The organism is Shewanella profunda (assembly GCF_023283765.1).
GTDB lineage: Bacteria > Pseudomonadota > Gammaproteobacteria > Enterobacterales > Shewanellaceae > Shewanella > Shewanella profunda.
The window spans coordinates 50,271-65,916 of record NZ_JAKILG010000023.1 but is presented as its reverse complement, the minus strand read 5'-3'; the positions used below and the strand labels follow the sequence as shown (position 1 = coordinate 65,916).

Sequence of the window (15,646 nt, the reverse complement as noted above, 5' to 3'; positions counted from 1 at the left end):
TGTAGCGTATTTCCCCAATACCAGTCCTGCTCCCTATGGCACTCATTATGGCGGTTATATTATACGTAACTATGGTTCCGGAACGGGGAATTCATACGCTGATTATAATTCAGTTGATTACCTACAATCAGTGACGGATGGCTTTGGTAACAGTAGCGAATGGCGTTACCGTCCACTGTCAACAGGAGAAGGCAGTGCAGACCAAGCTAAGCTCTACAGTACAGATTTCGATGAGGTGGGAACCGGCTATGTGCATTTTGCCTCCAGTATGTACGTAGTGCAGTCTTTTAAGCAAAGCAACGGTCAGAATGGCGAAAATGAAACCCAATATGCCTACAAAGGCGCGATGTATAACCTGCAGGGACGTGGCTTTACCGGATTTAATCACATCTGGGAAAAGGATATGCAGCGGGATACGACGGTACACAGCACCTTCAAACAGAAGTTTCCAGAGGTGGGCTTGCTGACAGCGCAAACGGTCAGCGTGGGGTCTATTACCGTTAACCAAGTCAACAATACCTGGGTGGATAACCCGCAGCACTCGATTAATAAAGTATTCCACAATATTCAAACCCGTTCGCTACAACAAAGCTGGGACGTGCAAGGCACTGCTTTATCAACACAAGAAGTGCAAGTGAATGCCAGTGATGTTGATGCATCGGGCAATATTAAAAAGCAAACTCAAAAAGTTACCGATTACATAAAGGGTCAGGCGAATACCTATACCAGCGTGACGGAAACTGGTTATGTGGCCGATGTTAATAATTGGTGGCTCAATAAGTTTAACTGGATAAAGACGAGCCACAATACTGCGCAGCGCAACTGGGGAGATGACCCCGTCGGCACGACAGATAAATCGCAGTGGCAATTGCAAACGGTCAATACGTGGGATAGCAATCATAAGTTACCCACTAAGGTGACTTATACCGCCAGTAATAGCAGTTGCAATCGCGTCGAAGAAACCGGACTAAACAGTTACGGTCTGCCACTGTGGACCAAAACAACAGGGCAAAGCAGTACGTGTAGCGCCATGGCCGCAAGACAATCCAGCTTTACCTACACGAAAAATGGCACAACTCAGGCTGACGATGGCTATCTGCCTTACAAGGTTACCAATGCCAAGGGGCATATCACCACAACCGAATACGATATGGGGCTAGGACTCCCCACCAAAGTGATAGCGCCCAACAATATCGTCACCCAGACAGAGTACGACGGTATCGGTCGTCCGGTGCAGGTCAAACAGACGGGCAGTCCAAGCCGCTATTTGCGCTATTTACTGGCCAATGAGGGTAACAATCCGCCCCAGGACAATGACAACATCCCAGTGGTAATGACCCGCACCAGTGGTGCAGGTATCCCCGAAACGGAGCAATATTTTGACGGCCAAGGTCGATTACTGCGCACTGCAACTCAGGGCTTCGATGGCGGCTATCAGTATCAGGATAAACATTATGATGCGCTCGGGCGCTTAATTCGAGAGTCAACGCCCTATGGCAATGGCACGGCGGCAGACTATACCGAGTTCAGCGATTTTGATGCGCTAGATAGACCCAAATATCGCAGCATACCTAACGGTCAGTCCGGCGGCCTTGTGTCGACTTACGAATATAATGGCCTCACCACAGACATTACCGTCGGCGGTCGCAGTATGTCGCGCACCTATGGTAGTCAAGGCTGGTTATATGAAACCGTGGATGCGCAAGATGGCACTAACCGTTTTGCCTATGATGGCGCGGGTCGGCCTTTAGTTATTCGAGATGCCAACTATGCAGTCACAGGCAAGGACATCAACGCCACCTACAACGGTTTTGGACATAAAACGCAGGTAATAGACCCTAACCAAGGTACCACAGTCTTTGGGTATAACACCTTAGGTGAGCTTGATAAACAAACCGATGCCAACGGTGTGGTGCAAACTTATGTGCTTGATGTGCTGGGTCGTATCACTAGCAAAACCACTACAGGCGGCAGCGCCCAGGGCACCACTACCTTTGTTTGGGATACCCTCAAACAAGGCATGCTGACCTCTGAAACTGAAAATGGCGTTACCCGCAACTATAGCTATACGGCGGCACTGCAACTGGCGCAAACCACGATTGCCGTTGATGGCGTGAGTCGTACAGTTAAACATCAGTACGATGGCTTTTATGGTCGTCCTAAGGCATTGGAATACCCTAATGGTTTGACTCTTAAATATGGTTATAACGATTACGGCTACCTTGAGCAGACAAGCAACGCTGCCTCAGGCTATTTGTATCGTCAAATCACGGCTATGGATGAGGCTGGACATATTACCGGCGCTAACTTAGCCAACAGAGTGATGTCTGAATCACGGGTTTATTACAGTGAAGGCACAATGTCGAGTGTGGAAGTGGATGGGCCATTAGGCCTGATTCACGGTCATTACTATGACGGTTACGATGACTTTATGAACCTCACCAGTGAGCGTAATGGTGTCACAGGGCTAGTCAAAAGTTATCGTTATGACAGCTTGAATCGGTTGGAAGAATACCAGTTTAATAATACCAATCCGAACTTCACCGCCACGGTCAATTATGCCTATGACAAAGTAGGGAACTTCCTAAAGAAGACCGATTACAGTGCTAATGCCACTAATGCCTATCGCTATGGAGGTAATGCTGGATGCGCAGCTAACAGTAATGCAGGCCCTAATGCGGTATGCCAGCTGAATAAGCTCAATGGCTCAACAGTTAACTTTCAATATGATAAACGTGGAAACCTGCGTGTGGGTGACGGTTTAACCATGACCTATAATGCCATGGATAAGCCGCTGACTATTTCAGGGAGGGGGCCGAACAATAACAGCCTAACGACTTTTGTGTATGGCAGCGATAGTATGCGGGCCAAGCAAAGTCGCACAGTGTCAGGCAGCACAACCACTACCTATTATGTCGATAAGTATTATGAAATCGATAATGATGGCAGCTGGCGTGCCTACCTCGATGACATTGCAGTGTTGAGTTACACTCCACAGCGCAGCCATTTACTGCAGTTCACTTTGCGAGATAGGCTGGGCAGCGCGACGACCATGGCAGACCAAAACGGTAATATTGTCAGCCAGCGTTATTTTGACCCTTTTGGGCGCACAACGGACCTTGGATATAATCATAAGCTGGATATTCAGAATAAGAATACCCTGTTATCCCAGCTGCAAGATTTAGTGGTGACCAACAAAAACCGCCGTGGTTTTACCGACCATGAGCACTTGAATGAACAACAGCTTATTCATATGAACGGGCGGATTTATGACTATAACCTTGGCCGATTTATGTCGGTGGACCCGTTCATCCAGAGCCCGACATCGACCCAGAGCGTCAATCCTTACTCGTACATCATGAATAACCCGTTGGCGGGAACGGATCCAACGGGGTATTGTTCAACTGGGACTCATATCAAGGATAATGATGCTGCGGGATGCTCAGTTGCATTTGATGCAGGGAGTTTGTCTAAAGCTCAAGTTGGTGCGGCTAAGGCAATGGCTGTAACCAGTGCAGGGGCGAGTGCAAGGGTAAATGGCGCGACACCACAGCAAACTAGTATTGTCAAAGAGTTAGCAGGTGCAATCCATGATGCAGGAGGTTTGGCTAATTTGGCCAAACAATTTGCTCCAAATGGGGATAATAAAGATAATTCCACCTATTTATCAGGACTTATGTATGGAGCGCTGAATGGTTCACTGGGATCAGCCTGGTACAATAATTCACTGAATCCTTCCGCTGGTTTAGGGTCTGCAAGTGATTATTTTGGTGACTATGAGTCACCTTTCCCTGCTCCTTCAACGGCCGCAGCGTCACAGGGAGAAAAGGATTCACCCTGGGCCATGATGGCATTGGGACTTGTTGTCAGAGATCCAAAGACAGCCTTTAGGGGTGCAGATGTTTTAGTTACACAAGGGGGATATTTTAATTTTCTAAACAAAGCTGGGAAATATTACCCTGATGTGCCAGATTTGAGAACTGGGCGATCAATACCTTTTCCGACAGGAAATCTTCAGCTTGTTTCTAAAGCAGATCGTGTCTCTTGGGGAGCGCAAGAAAGAGGCGCATTCATCAAAGAGTGGTATGAAAAAGGGTATACAACACCACGAGGGGGATGGTCTGAGTATGATATTCATCACATTAAGCCAAGGGAGTTTGGTGGATCAAATAATTTCTGGAACTTAGCTCCAATACAGCGCCAAACGCATCAGCAGGAGTTCAATTCATTCTGGAGGGATATGTAAGTGTTTAAGGTAAAAGAAGTATTAGATAAAATGAACAGTCACTGGAGTGTTCCAAAGTCAGCTGTTCATCGAGCAGCTGAAATTCCCTTCAAGCTTCGTTGCTCATTCAATAATGGTGCTAATGAGCAAAAGCTATCAACTTTGGCGATTAGCTTGCCGCCAGAGGCTATAGAATTTTATAAAGCTACTGACGGCGCAGTCCTGTTTAAGGATGATGAATATGGTCAGTGGGGGTTAGAGATTTATTGTTTGGATGAATTAGATCGCGCCACAAGGTTTTACTTGGATAAAAGGAGCAGGGATGCTCTTGAAGGTGACCTAATAATAGGTGAGTTTGTAGGCGATTCAGATCTATTGTTATTACGATGCAATCCTCATAGTAGTGATTTTGGTTCGGTTATGATCGTATCTGCAATCGATCAGCGCGAAGAATGGGATACCGCTGCAATAGATCTAGAGAGCTTTTTACTAGAGTTGTATTCCCAACAGGGTGACAAATATTGGGAACTGATGCGCTAAAGACAGAAGAGCGAGAAAAATTTACATATGTGGTCACCTCGGGTTTAGCAAGGTCAATAAAGAGATAGGACAGGTACAACACTTTTGTCAATCCGCCCCACTTGCTTGGGGCTTTTTCTTGTCTGAAAATGGGTAATTCGACCAGCAGCCTGGGCAGTCGTTACCAGTAGAATAGTTCAGTCTCTAACAGCCGTGTGAGTGATTGGGTGCAGCGCCGCCACTTGGCGGCACTGGTGCAATTGATCACTTCTGCTGTTTCACTTCTACTGCAGTGGAGTGATCAAGCTGCTGTTAGCGTTGTCTCTCTTCGAAGTTATGCTGGTTATAAATCCCCTACCCTTTAGTTAGTGATTTAGGCAAGTTTCGGCGGTGATAAAGGCACCACATTTTCAATAATTAGTGTTTCGAGCTTCTCACCCCAAGCTTGCAAAACTGATAATTGCTCCTCCAAATAATCGTGGTGATTATAGACTCGCAGCATCCCTGGAAGCTGATGACCAACCGTCTTTTCAATTGCCACTATGTCTAGTCCCATTTCACTGCATCGACTGATAAAAGTACGGCGCAAGTCATGAGGCGAGAAATGTTCAAGATTTGACGGCAGGTTACGTTTGATATGAGAGCGAATCGCAGAGGGCTCTTGTATTTTATCTAAGCCAACTTGAGGCCATACCAATTTCCAATGACTAGGGACACTCTCACGTTGCTCTAGCAGCTGTTTAACAAGGTAGTCGCTTAGTGGCACTTGGCGACTGTCTTGGCTCTTCGTGTGCCGATCTTCGGAACTCGCAGGCAGCAGCCAAAGCTGCTTATCAAAATCAATTTCACTCCAGCGCATTTCAAGTACCGCACTGATCCTTTGTCCACACCCAAGTAAGAAATTTAATAGTCGAATATTGCCAGCATCCGTTCGCCAAGAAGGCAAACTTGTTAGCAATATTTTCAGCTCGGAGAAACTTAGATTTCGCCTTGTGATTTTCGTCCCACCACCCACATCTCTCGCCCTCAATAGCGGAGCAGGATGTGTATCGATCATATTCAACGCTAAGGCATGCTTGATAACCTGATTGATGATCTTGTGACACACCCCTATAGCGCCAGCCATCCTCCGACCATTTTTATCCACCTTAGCGTCAAACACTTTATTGAGATCATTCATTCTCAAATCAGCTAATTTAATGTTGCCAAGATACGGCTTTATGTCGCGTACATAGATGGCTCTTGCCTGAGAACCCCGCAATTGCTTTGATAGCTGCTTCTCATCAAAACTCACAAAAGCATTATCAAATGTTTTCGCTTCCTCTTGCTCACGATGCTCTCTTAACAATTCTTGCTTAGGATTTTTGTTATTTTCTAGCCAACTACGGAAACGCCCGGCCTCTTTTCTTGCCTGCTCTAATGTCATCCCGGTTTCGGGTCTTAACTTGTCGTATCGGCCCATTGAGATTTTTTCGTGCTTCTTACCAACTTGAAATCGAAATACCCAAGTCATAGTGCCAGTTGGGCGGACGCGAATGTTGAGCCCCTCAATTTTTTTATCTGGGATTAGGTACTCTTTATCTTGCGGACTCAATGCTTGTAATGTGGCATTGCTGCTAATTCGCTTTGTGGTCATGAGTAAACCTCAACAATTCTGGGTACGGCTGGGGGTACGGCGACGGGTGAGTTTTTATTGTATCCCCAGAGATACTCATGGACAACAATAAAAATAAAATCATATAAAATCAAATTTATATACAATAACGATGGACTTACATGGGCACCAGTAGATTGAAAATCTTTTACACCGATCATATGGAAACAGGTGTTTTGCTGGAACGTCGTTAACCATTAACCTCGAACCGATAAAAGCAAAAGGAGCCCGAGGCTCCTTTTGTTTTTCACAAATATCAAACTAACGATGCTCTACCTTGTGTTGTAATGCTTCAGCCCCTTTGGCGACCATACGCAATTGCATCACAAGTTGGTCGGCCAGTATTTTACGGTCTGCACGTTTCATATCGAGTGCCGATGCGCCCGCATTAAATACTAAGGTGACTAATGCTTCGGCCTGCGCTCTTGCCAACATAGGAGTACGACCCGCAGTAGCCTCAGTGTAATGCGCTAGTTCTGAGATAAAATGTTCAATCTCACGGGCAACGGCGGCACGAAAAGCCGCCGATGTGCCTGAACGCTCGTGTAACAAAATACGAAATACGTTTGGATTAGAATCAAGCACTTCCATAAAAGTATCAACGGAAATACGGATAACGCTGCCACCAGCCTCGGCTCGCTGACGCCCTTTACGCATCATTTGCCTTAACGTTAACCCGCCCTCGTCTACCATAGTAAGGCCTAATTCATTCATATCCTTAAAGTGGCGATAGAAGGATGTTGGCGCGATATTAGCTTCTCGAGCAACCTCTCGCAAACTCAGGCTTGAGAAACTGCGCTCGGCACTTAACTGGTTAAAAGCCGCATCGACTAATGCCCGGCGAGTTTTCTCTTTTTGTTGCGCTCGAATACCCATTCTTAAACCCGCTAACTGAATGTAATAACGCAATAATACCGCTTTTGAAGATTAAACACAGCCCCATCGTCCTTGACCAAACAATATAGCTAAGTTAAATTAGCTTACAGATGTACGCTCAAAAGCAGATTTTGGAAACCTATAATGAAAAAACCCCCTATCCTCTGGCTTAATGTCAGCTTGTTTGCTGTTACTTTCCTCAGTGCGGTGATCTTAGTTCCATGGCACGGTATTGTTCACGGCTATGGTGCCAGTGAATGGATCGCTTTTATTGTCCTAGCTTTTGCCAGTGGTCTTTCAATTACCGCGGGTTATCACAGACTCTGGTCACACAAGGCCTACAAAGCCCATCCGGCAGTACGTTTTATGTATGCCCTTGGTGGCGCTTTAGCATTACAAAACAGTGCATTACACTGGGCGTCTGATCACAGAGTCCACCACAAGCATGTAGATGATAACGAAAAGGACCCGTACTCAGCCAAAATGGGATTCTGGTACAGTCATATAGGTTGGATGCTGCGTGAGTATCAGTCGCAACGCTATCACGATTATCAAAATGTGCGTGATCTGCAAAATGACCGTATCGTTATGTGGCAACACAAACATTATTTAGCACTAGTATTGCTGATGAACATTGGCCTACCCGCATTTTTAGGCTGGCTCAATGGTGACATAATTTCCATGTTGTTGATGGCCGGTTTACTGCGTTTAGTAGTGGTGCATCACTGCACTTTCTTTATTAATTCACTCGCTCATATATGGGGAAGCCAGCCCTATACGGATAAAAATACCGCGCGAGATAATGGCTTTCTCGCCATGTTAACCTACGGAGAGGGTTATCATAATTTTCATCACATTTTTGAAAATGACTATCGCAATGGCATCAAATGGTGGCATTACGACCCAACCAAATGGTTGATTAAATCATTATCTTGGTTGGGATTAGCTAAAGATTTACGCACTAGTCCACAGGAGCGCATCGAGAGCGCACGCTTACAGATGCAGTTATTGCGCACCAAGCGGAAGGTAAATCACCTGCCCAATGCCGATGAAATTATTGAAAAAATCCAAGCTGAATACGAATTATTAAAGCTGCATTTACTGGATTACTATCAAGCAAAAAAAGCCCTGTTAGAAGCTAAGCGCAAGCAATTAGTTGATCAACAGCTACTGCAACAAGTTGAAGAACTAAAGGCGCGTTTCTTAGTACAACAAAAGAATTGGCGAAGCCTCACTTCAAGTTATAGCTAAGCCACAATTTCGCACTAAAGTTAAACGGCCACCTTGCATGGTGGCCGTATCTGATTATGATGATGCCTCAATTACTTTTACAGGATGTTGAGCTCATGTCAGTTAGCACACTCTCCCCCACTGAAAATATCAAACTCACAGAATATAGCCACGGTGCTGGTTGCGGCTGTAAAATTTCCCCTAAAGTACTGAGCACTATCCTTGCCTCACAACTACCTGTGTTTACTGATCCCAATTTACTGGTTGGTAACCAAAGCCGCGACGATGCCGCCGTTTATAAACTCAATGACGATATCGGTATCATTAGCACTACCGATTTTTTTATGCCGATTGTCGATGATCCCTTCACCTTTGGCCGCATAGCGGCAACCAACGCAATCAGTGATATTTATGCCATGGGCGGTACACCTATCATGGCAATTGCGATTTTAGGTTGGCCGATCAATAAGCTCCCCGCCGAAATAGCCCAGCAAGTTGTGGATGGTGGACGCCAAGCCTGTATGGAAGCGGGTATTATGTTAGCAGGTGGTCACAGTATCGATGCTCCAGAACCGATTTTTGGCTTAGCGGTAACGGGGCAGATTGCTTTAACTGATTTAAAGCAGAATGATACTGCTAAAGCTGGCGATCGTTTATATCTCACTAAACCTATTGGGATTGGCATTTTAACCACGGCGCAAAAACAGAAAAAACTCAAAGATGAAGACAGCCAAATTGCCGTCAATGCCATGTGTCAACTCAATACTATAGGCTCTGCAATCGCTAAAATTAATGGCGTAAACGCCCTGACTGATGTCACCGGCTTTGGGCTAGCTGGACACTTACTCGAAATGTGCCAAGGTGCGAACCTCACGGCAAAACTTAAATTTAATGCCGTTCCTTTGCTACCCCGCGCCTTAGATTATCTGACCTTAGGTTGTGTCCCTGGCGGTACTCTTCGTAATTACGACAGTTATGGCGAGCATTTACCCGAACTCAGCGAGCATCAAAAAGCTATTCTTTGTGATCCGCAAACCAGTGGTGGTTTATTAGTTGCCGTCTCGGCCGCAGCCGAAGCCGAATTAATCGCCCTACTCAATGCGAATCAAATAGCGCCTATCTGTATTGGGTCGCTTGAAACGCCAACGACTCAGGCTAGTGTGGTGTTGTGCTAATGCCAAGTGCTATCGTTCCTACTGAGCATTATCGGGAAATTTTCCTCAATCAACATCCGATCATGGATGTGCGAGCCCCCATAGAGTTCACCCGTGGCGCTTTTCCCAACTCGACTAATTTGCCCTTGATGTTCGATAGTGAAAGGGAAAGGGTCGGCACCTGCTATAAGCAATTTGGTCAGCAAGCCGCGATTGAATTAGGCCATTCACTGGTGAATGGCCCGATCAAGCAACAGAGAATCGAGGCTTGGGTAAACTATTTTAAAGCCAACCCCAATGCCTACCTTTATTGCTTTCGTGGTGGATTGCGCTCGCAACTCACCCAACAGTGGCTCAAAGAAGCGGGTATCGAAGTCCCTTATATTCAGGGCGGCTATAAAGCCATGCGTCAATATTTAATTGGTGTGATTGAAGTGGCACCCACTCAGCAGCCGCTAGTGAGTTTGAGCGGAATGACGGGCTGCGGTAAAACAGATTTCCTCTTACAACGTAAAGAAGCAGTCGATCTTGAAGGGATAGCCAATCACAGAGGCTCTAGCTTTGGCAAGAATATCGACCCACAGCCGACACAGATTAACTTTGAAAATCAACTCGCTATTGCCTTACTACAGCATAAAACGAGTGGCGCAGCCTGCTTACTCCTCGAAGATGAGAGTTTTCTGATTGGGCGTTCAGCGCTACCGCAGACATTTTATAGCGCCATGCAAGCCGCTAATGTCTTAGTGCTAGAAGAGACTGACGATGCGAGGCTCGAACGCTTGCGCAATGAATATGTGCATAAAATGTATCGCGGATTTTGTGAACGCTTAGGCCCAGAAGCAGGTTTTGTGGCATTCAGCGAATATCTATTGCAAAGTTTGGTAAGTATTAGAAAACGTTTAGGCGGGAAGCAACATCAAGAACTGCAAGATGTGATGCAACAAGCCCTCGATCAACAAATCAACCAGAATGACACTTCGCTGCACTTAGTCTGGATAAACCTGTTATTGCACAAGTATTACGATCCTATGTACCAATACCAATTACAGAAAAAGTCCGATCGGATCCTCTTTAAGGGCTCACATCAAGCAATGCATGAATGGCTGGACAGCTATCATAACCAATAAAAGCTTTTGCAAATAACTATCATAAATAAGATAACCGCGCACGCTAGGTTCGCGGTTACCGCTTCACTTTATTTCATAATGCGAGTGCGATTTAAGACTTCTGCAGTAAACTCACCACTTGGACTCTCAAAGAATCCTTATTTGAATGTGTTCCATTGACTGGATCCGTTAAATCCACAGACACTTTTGACCAAAAGCGCTTTGGCATTTTAGTTAATGCATGCCCGCCCTTGTGGCTGAAGTAAGATCCCCATAATCCTTTGAGGGCCATAGGAATAACAGGTACAGGATCTCTGGCTAAGATTTTATCGATTCCGGGACGAAAATCACCAAGTTCACCGTCGGGCGTTAACCTCCCCTCTGGGAAAATACACACTAACTCGCCATTGGCAAGTGCGGCATGGATAGATTCAAAAGCTTGGTTATAGGTGGCTTCATTGTGCCGAGGTGAACAGATAGGGATCACGCCAGCATGCCTAAACAGATACTTAAGCACTGGGATCTCGCTGATAGATTTATCCATCACAAAGCGAATTGGTCGCGTAGATGCCCCCATAATGATTAATGCATCCACATAACTCACATGATTACAGACAATAATGCCTGCACCTTCTTTTGGAATTTTATCGCGACCAGTCACAGTCACCCGATACATCACATGACTGAGTAAGTAGCTGATAAATCGCTGAGTAAATTCCGGGACCTGTGAGTAAACATAAAGCGCGACCACAGAATTCATCACAGCCAATAACAAAAATAGCTGCGGAATAGTCCAACCCGCAACGCCGAGCAACAACATAGATAACAGCGCCGAAGCCACCATAAACAACGCGTTCATAATGTTGTTCGCAGCAATGGCCTGAGCACATTCTCCCTTGGCTGAACGGGATTGAATAAAAGCATACAGAGGCACGATAAACAGGCCACCACTGACACCAATCATAAAGAAATCTAGCATCACCCGATAATGCTGCGACTGAGCGATAAAGGTTTTAAATCCATAAACAACGCTAGCATCGACGGGGGAAGGAGGGATAGCCCAAAGCAAGTCCACACCAAACACAGTTAATCCCAACACACCAAATGGTAGTAAACCCAACTCTACATGACCAAATGAAAAGCGCTCGCAGACAAAGGAACCAACAGCAATACCGATGGAGAACATGCCCAATAATAGCGAAACAACCGTCGCCCCTGAGTGCAAATGTAATTTAGCAAAGTTAGGAAATTGGGTGAGATAGGTTGCGCCTAAAAACCAGAACCAACTAATAGCAAGAATTGCCATCCAGATTGAAGGCGTTTGGCGGGCTTTTTTAATGCTGCGCCATGTGCCAGAAAGAGGTCGAAATTGAATCTTTTGTATTGTCCCCTGCGGCGGTAATGCAGGAATAGCTCGGCTCGACAGATATCCCGCCAGCGCTAGCACTGCAACGGTAATGGCCGACCAGAGTGTTGCATTTTCATCTGAAACAAGGAGTCCCGCGCTCAAGGTTCCCACAAGAATTGAGAGAAAAGTCCCCATCTCTACCCATGCATTACCCGTCACTAACTCATCCTCTTTTAAGGCTTGGGGTAATAAGGAATATTTAACTGGACCAAAGTAAGCTGACTGACTTCCTGTTAAAAATAGCAGTAATAACATCATCATATAGTTCTCGCTTATGATAGCGATAGCGGCACTAAACATAATGATGACTTCGAACAATTTTAATCGGCGGATAAGTTTGGCCTTATCCATATTATCGGCAACCACGCCCGCATGGGCCGAAAAAAGGAAAAACGGCAAAATGAACACCCCAGCCGCCAAGTTCACAAACATGTCGACGCTGACGGGTAAATCCTTAACTTGGCTAAACGTCACTAACAGCAGTAGTACATTTTTATAGATATTGTCGTTCAGAGCGCCAAGACACTGAGTCGCAAAATAAGGTAAAAAACGTTTTGTTAGCAGCATGATAGCTCCTTCTGATAACCCATTCCCTTTAGATAAGCCAACACATGACTCTCGAGTAAATCCCGCAGTGATAACGACTCAGCAAATAGCTTATTATCGAGTGACAGAGATGTCAGCCCATGGATCCCACCCCATAATACGCGGCTCATGCTTAAATGTTGCTTCGCTGTAAAATCGGGGAATAACTGTGCCAACTCACGTTCAATTAGTGCGAATAATCCCGCAATCAATTGCCCTTGAGATTCAGGCAGCGGCTCAGAATCGAGTAATTGCAACTCAAAAACCAGCTTGAAAGCCTGGCGCTGCTCATGGGCAAATTGATTATACTCCCACGCCATTACAATGATTTTACGTAAACTATCGACAGCGCAAACATCCGCTAATCGTTCCTGCAAAGCCCGAAGCGTTGACTCTGAAACTGCCAACAGCAAATAGTTATAACTGCCGAAAATATTAATCAAAGTACTGGGGACATAGCCAATTTGGCTGGCGACTTTGCGTAAGCTGAGCCCTACGATACCTTGCTCTGTCAGTAACTCTGTTGCCCCTTGTATTGCCATAGCGCGGATTTCATCATGGCTGTGTTCTTTTCGTCTGGCCATAGATCTCACTCCCTGTTGTATAGCAAGAGACTAACAGCAGGGAAAATAAAAAACAACGTTCAAAATAAGTTTGTTTTATGTACAGAAATGGGGGAGTTACGAAGAATATCATTGAAGATGATGAATAAAGGCGGGCACTTAGACCAGCTTAAATGGGCAAGCGAAACGGGTTTTGTTAGAAAAGACATCTATAACCAGCATAAATAAACAGCGCGCGCTATGGGCACGCCGTCTACTATTTTGATTCAAATAATGAGAGTGAGGTTTAAGGCTTGCGATAGCTCATCACAACTCTATCTGCGCCAGCACCAAAATAATCGGCCTCAAAAGCTGAATCAATGAAACCTAAATGCTGATATAAGCCATGGGCAGGATTACTCGGTTCAACGGTTAAACACACCCGCTCAACAGACACTGGCAACTCGGCTAAACACTTTTGTATCAATCGCCTGCCTAAACCTTTGCCTCGAGTACTTTCACTCACAGCCACAGATAAAATCCACATACATAAAGGATCACTACTCTGGGCACTGAGCAAATAACCTTGCACTTGATTCTCTTCATCTACGGCAACTAAAAATTGCTCAGGCCAGCAATCAAAACCCTGACGGAAGAAAAAATCGGGATAGCAGTGATCACCAAAAATGGCTTGTTCGAGCTGATAAACTGCGAATAATTCTGACTTTAACACCGGACGTATAGACAGCATTTGTGGATCATTCACCTATTAAAATTTTATCCCATTCTAAATTAGGAGCCCCCACAACGATAAAGTTTGGATTTTCTAAGGTCTCGCGCTCATTGTAGGTCAAAGGTTGTAGCTCGGTATCCATCAGTTGACCACCTGCTTCTTCAACAATTATCTGCGCCGCTCCCGTATCCCACTCGCCCGTTGGACCGACACGGACATAGCAATCGGCTCGACCTTCGGCGACAAGACAACTCTTCAACGCTGCTCCGCCCATCACCACTAGCTCACAATATTTAGGGTGATTAAACAATGTCAATACGGATTGGGGATCTTGGCGGCGGCTCACGGCTAATCGTAGCGATACATTTTCACGGTGCTGAATTTGTCGACTACTGATGCGAACTTCTTGTTTATCAGTGCGTTTATAAGCCCCTAAACCCGCAATTGCGTAATAACACACTTGCGTCATAGGCACATAAACTACCCCCATAACGGGGCGATTGTGCTCCACCAACGCTATGATTACAGAGAAATCACCACTGCCGGCAATAAACTCCCCCGTTCCATCTAAAGGATCGACTAGCCAATAGCGCTTCCAAGATTCACGTACGCTCAGAGGAATATCGGCCGCTTCTTCAGATAAAACAGGAATATCCGGCGTTAGGGCGGTTAATCGATCACAAATGATCTTGTTCGCCGCTAAATCTGCAGAAGTGACGGGGGTATTGTCGGATTTGATTTCTCGCTCAAAATTACCTTTAAGATAAATATCACGGATAGTTATCCCCGCATCGGTCGCAATCGCTATAACCTCGTCGATCCACTCTTCTGGCTTCATAACAACTCCAATCGCAAACTTCGCGAATGTTTTGCAAGCGCTCAAACCCCTGAACGCTTAAAAGGAAAAAGATTATTTAAGTTGTAAATATTTTTGCGCTAAAAACAACGCGCTCACGCTACGAGATTCTGAAAAATCAATATTATCGAGCAACGCTTCCCAATCGGCGAGCGCCCAAGGTACTACATCAATAGGCTCAGGTTCATCACCTTCAAGGCGACTCTCATACAGATCTTCTGCAATAAAAATTTGCATCTTACTGGAAAAATAACCCGGCGCGAGGCTAAGTTCTTTCAATAGCGTAAGTTTATTCGCGCCATAGCCAATTTCTTCTTGTAATTCACGATTAGCAGCTTCGAGCGGTGATTCACCTGGGTCGATAAGCCCCTTAGGAAAGCCTAGCTCGTAATTATCGGTTCCTGCAGCATATTCGCGCGCCAGTAGCATTTGTCCTTGATGAATAGGTACTATCATCACAGCGCCACGACTACCGCCTTTCATACGCTCATATTGGCGCTCGACACCATTAGAGAACTTAAGATGCACTTGTTCAATTTGAAATAATCGGCTTCTCGCGACAACTTCGGTATGCAATATTTCCGGCTTTTTCTGCCGCTGCGACATAACTGCCTCTGGATAAAAATAGCGATAAACAAATTAAGATAAGTGACAATCTTACTATCCTGTCTTTAATCTACAACCTGAATTTATTAGAACGCCTAAAGACAAATCGCAAATTCTTTGCGATCCACATCACAAACCGAGCGCAGCCTTAA

Annotated in this window: 12 protein-coding genes; 5 read left to right on the top strand and 7 right to left on the bottom strand. The window is 45.5% G+C overall.

The features are described from left to right. Window positions 1–4,246: RHS repeat-associated core domain-containing protein (locus tag L2744_RS12370; RefSeq protein ID WP_283103964.1), on the top strand; the 4,246-nt coding region annotated here is incomplete at its 5' end. Next, on the top strand, window positions 4,247–4,765 hold the full coding sequence (locus L2744_RS12365; protein WP_248992187.1) for an SMI1/KNR4 family protein: 519 nt from the start codon (window positions 4,247–4,249) through the stop codon (window positions 4,763–4,765). 352 nt (window positions 4,766–5,117) lie between these two features. Here L2744_RS12365 and L2744_RS12360 read toward each other — a convergent pair whose 3' ends face one another. Beyond that, window positions 5,118–6,380 carry a tyrosine-type recombinase/integrase gene (locus tag L2744_RS12360; RefSeq protein WP_248992186.1) on the bottom strand — a complete coding sequence of 421 codons (1,263 nt, stop codon included), beginning with the start codon at window positions 6,378–6,380 and terminating at the stop codon, window positions 5,118–5,120. Window positions 6,381–6,659: 279 nt separating this feature from the next. Beyond that, window positions 6,660–7,274, bottom strand: a complete 615-nt coding sequence (gene fabR / locus L2744_RS12355; RefSeq protein ID WP_248992190.1) for an HTH-type transcriptional repressor FabR — start codon at window positions 7,272–7,274, stop codon at window positions 6,660–6,662. 144 nt (window positions 7,275–7,418) lie between these two features. Between fabR and L2744_RS12350 the strand changes: the two genes are divergently transcribed. The 3 genes from L2744_RS12350 to mnmH all read left to right on the top strand — a co-directional run bounded on the left by L2744_RS12350 (window position 7,419) and on the right by mnmH (window position 10,785). Continuing rightward, window positions 7,419–8,525: an acyl-CoA desaturase gene (locus L2744_RS12350; RefSeq protein ID WP_248992185.1), complete on the top strand. Its 1,107-nt coding sequence runs from the start codon at window positions 7,419–7,421 to the stop codon at window positions 8,523–8,525. A gap of 95 nt (window positions 8,526–8,620) precedes the next feature. Further along, window positions 8,621–9,679: a selenide, water dikinase SelD gene (gene selD / locus L2744_RS12345; protein ID WP_248992184.1), complete on the top strand. Its 1,059-nt coding sequence runs from the start codon at window positions 8,621–8,623 to the stop codon at window positions 9,677–9,679. Continuing rightward, the gene (gene mnmH / locus L2744_RS12340) at window positions 9,679–10,785 is read left to right on the top strand and encodes a tRNA 2-selenouridine(34) synthase MnmH (RefSeq protein WP_248992183.1); all 1,107 of its coding nucleotides are present in this window, start codon (window positions 9,679–9,681) and stop codon (window positions 10,783–10,785) included. The genes selD and mnmH overlap by 1 nt, the downstream gene beginning before the upstream one ends. Window positions 10,786–10,876: 91 nt before the next feature. Here the strand turns inward: mnmH and L2744_RS12335 are convergent, their stop codons facing one another. From L2744_RS12335 to nudE, 5 genes are all read right to left on the bottom strand, one after another. Continuing rightward, window positions 10,877–12,739 carry an MFS transporter gene (locus L2744_RS12335; protein ID WP_248992182.1) on the bottom strand — a complete coding sequence of 621 codons (1,863 nt, stop codon included), beginning with the start codon at window positions 12,737–12,739 and terminating at the stop codon, window positions 10,877–10,879. After that, window positions 12,730–13,341, bottom strand: coding sequence for a TetR/AcrR family transcriptional regulator (locus L2744_RS12330; RefSeq protein WP_248992181.1), 612 nt, complete (start codon window positions 13,339–13,341; stop codon window positions 12,730–12,732). The genes L2744_RS12335 and L2744_RS12330 overlap by 10 nt, the downstream gene beginning before the upstream one ends. Before the next feature lie 265 nt (window positions 13,342–13,606). Beyond that, window positions 13,607–14,050 (bottom strand): GNAT family N-acetyltransferase, encoded by a 444-nt coding sequence (locus L2744_RS12325; protein WP_248992180.1) that lies wholly within the window; start codon window positions 14,048–14,050, stop codon window positions 13,607–13,609. A 7-nt stretch (window positions 14,051–14,057) separates the two neighbouring features. Next, window positions 14,058–14,870, bottom strand: coding sequence for a 3'(2'),5'-bisphosphate nucleotidase CysQ (gene cysQ, locus L2744_RS12320; protein ID WP_248992179.1), 813 nt, complete (start codon window positions 14,868–14,870; stop codon window positions 14,058–14,060). Window positions 14,871–14,942: 72 nt separating this feature from the next. Then, complete coding sequence (nudE, locus tag L2744_RS12315; protein WP_248992178.1) at window positions 14,943–15,494, bottom strand: ADP compounds hydrolase NudE; 552 nt, start codon at window positions 15,492–15,494, stop codon at window positions 14,943–14,945. Between the last annotated feature and the right edge of the window lie 152 nt (window positions 15,495–15,646).

What these genes read in the sequence shown, in the direction of transcription:
- L2744_RS12330 (WP_248992181.1), bottom strand. Translation starts at nt 13,341, where the DNA reads ATGGCCAGACGAAAAGAACACAGCCATGATGAAATCCGCGCTATGGCA.
- L2744_RS12325 (WP_248992180.1), bottom strand. Translation starts at nt 14,050, where the DNA reads ATGCTGTCTATACGTCCGGTGTTAAAGTCAGAATTATTCGCAGTTTAT.
- mnmH (WP_248992183.1), top strand. Translation starts at nt 9,679, where the DNA reads ATGCCAAGTGCTATCGTTCCTACTGAGCATTATCGGGAAATTTTCCTC.
- L2744_RS12335 (WP_248992182.1), bottom strand. Translation starts at nt 12,739, where the DNA reads ATGCTGCTAACAAAACGTTTTTTACCTTATTTTGCGACTCAGTGTCTT.
- selD (WP_248992184.1), top strand. Translation starts at nt 8,621, where the DNA reads ATGTCAGTTAGCACACTCTCCCCCACTGAAAATATCAAACTCACAGAA.
- L2744_RS12360 (WP_248992186.1), bottom strand. Translation starts at nt 6,380, where the DNA reads ATGACCACAAAGCGAATTAGCAGCAATGCCACATTACAAGCATTGAGT.
- nudE (WP_248992178.1), bottom strand. Translation starts at nt 15,494, where the DNA reads ATGTCGCAGCGGCAGAAAAAGCCGGAAATATTGCATACCGAAGTTGTC.
- L2744_RS12350 (WP_248992185.1), top strand. Translation starts at nt 7,419, where the DNA reads ATGAAAAAACCCCCTATCCTCTGGCTTAATGTCAGCTTGTTTGCTGTT.
- fabR (WP_248992190.1), bottom strand. Translation starts at nt 7,274, where the DNA reads ATGGGTATTCGAGCGCAACAAAAAGAGAAAACTCGCCGGGCATTAGTC.
- cysQ (WP_248992179.1), bottom strand. Translation starts at nt 14,870, where the DNA reads ATGAAGCCAGAAGAGTGGATCGACGAGGTTATAGCGATTGCGACCGAT.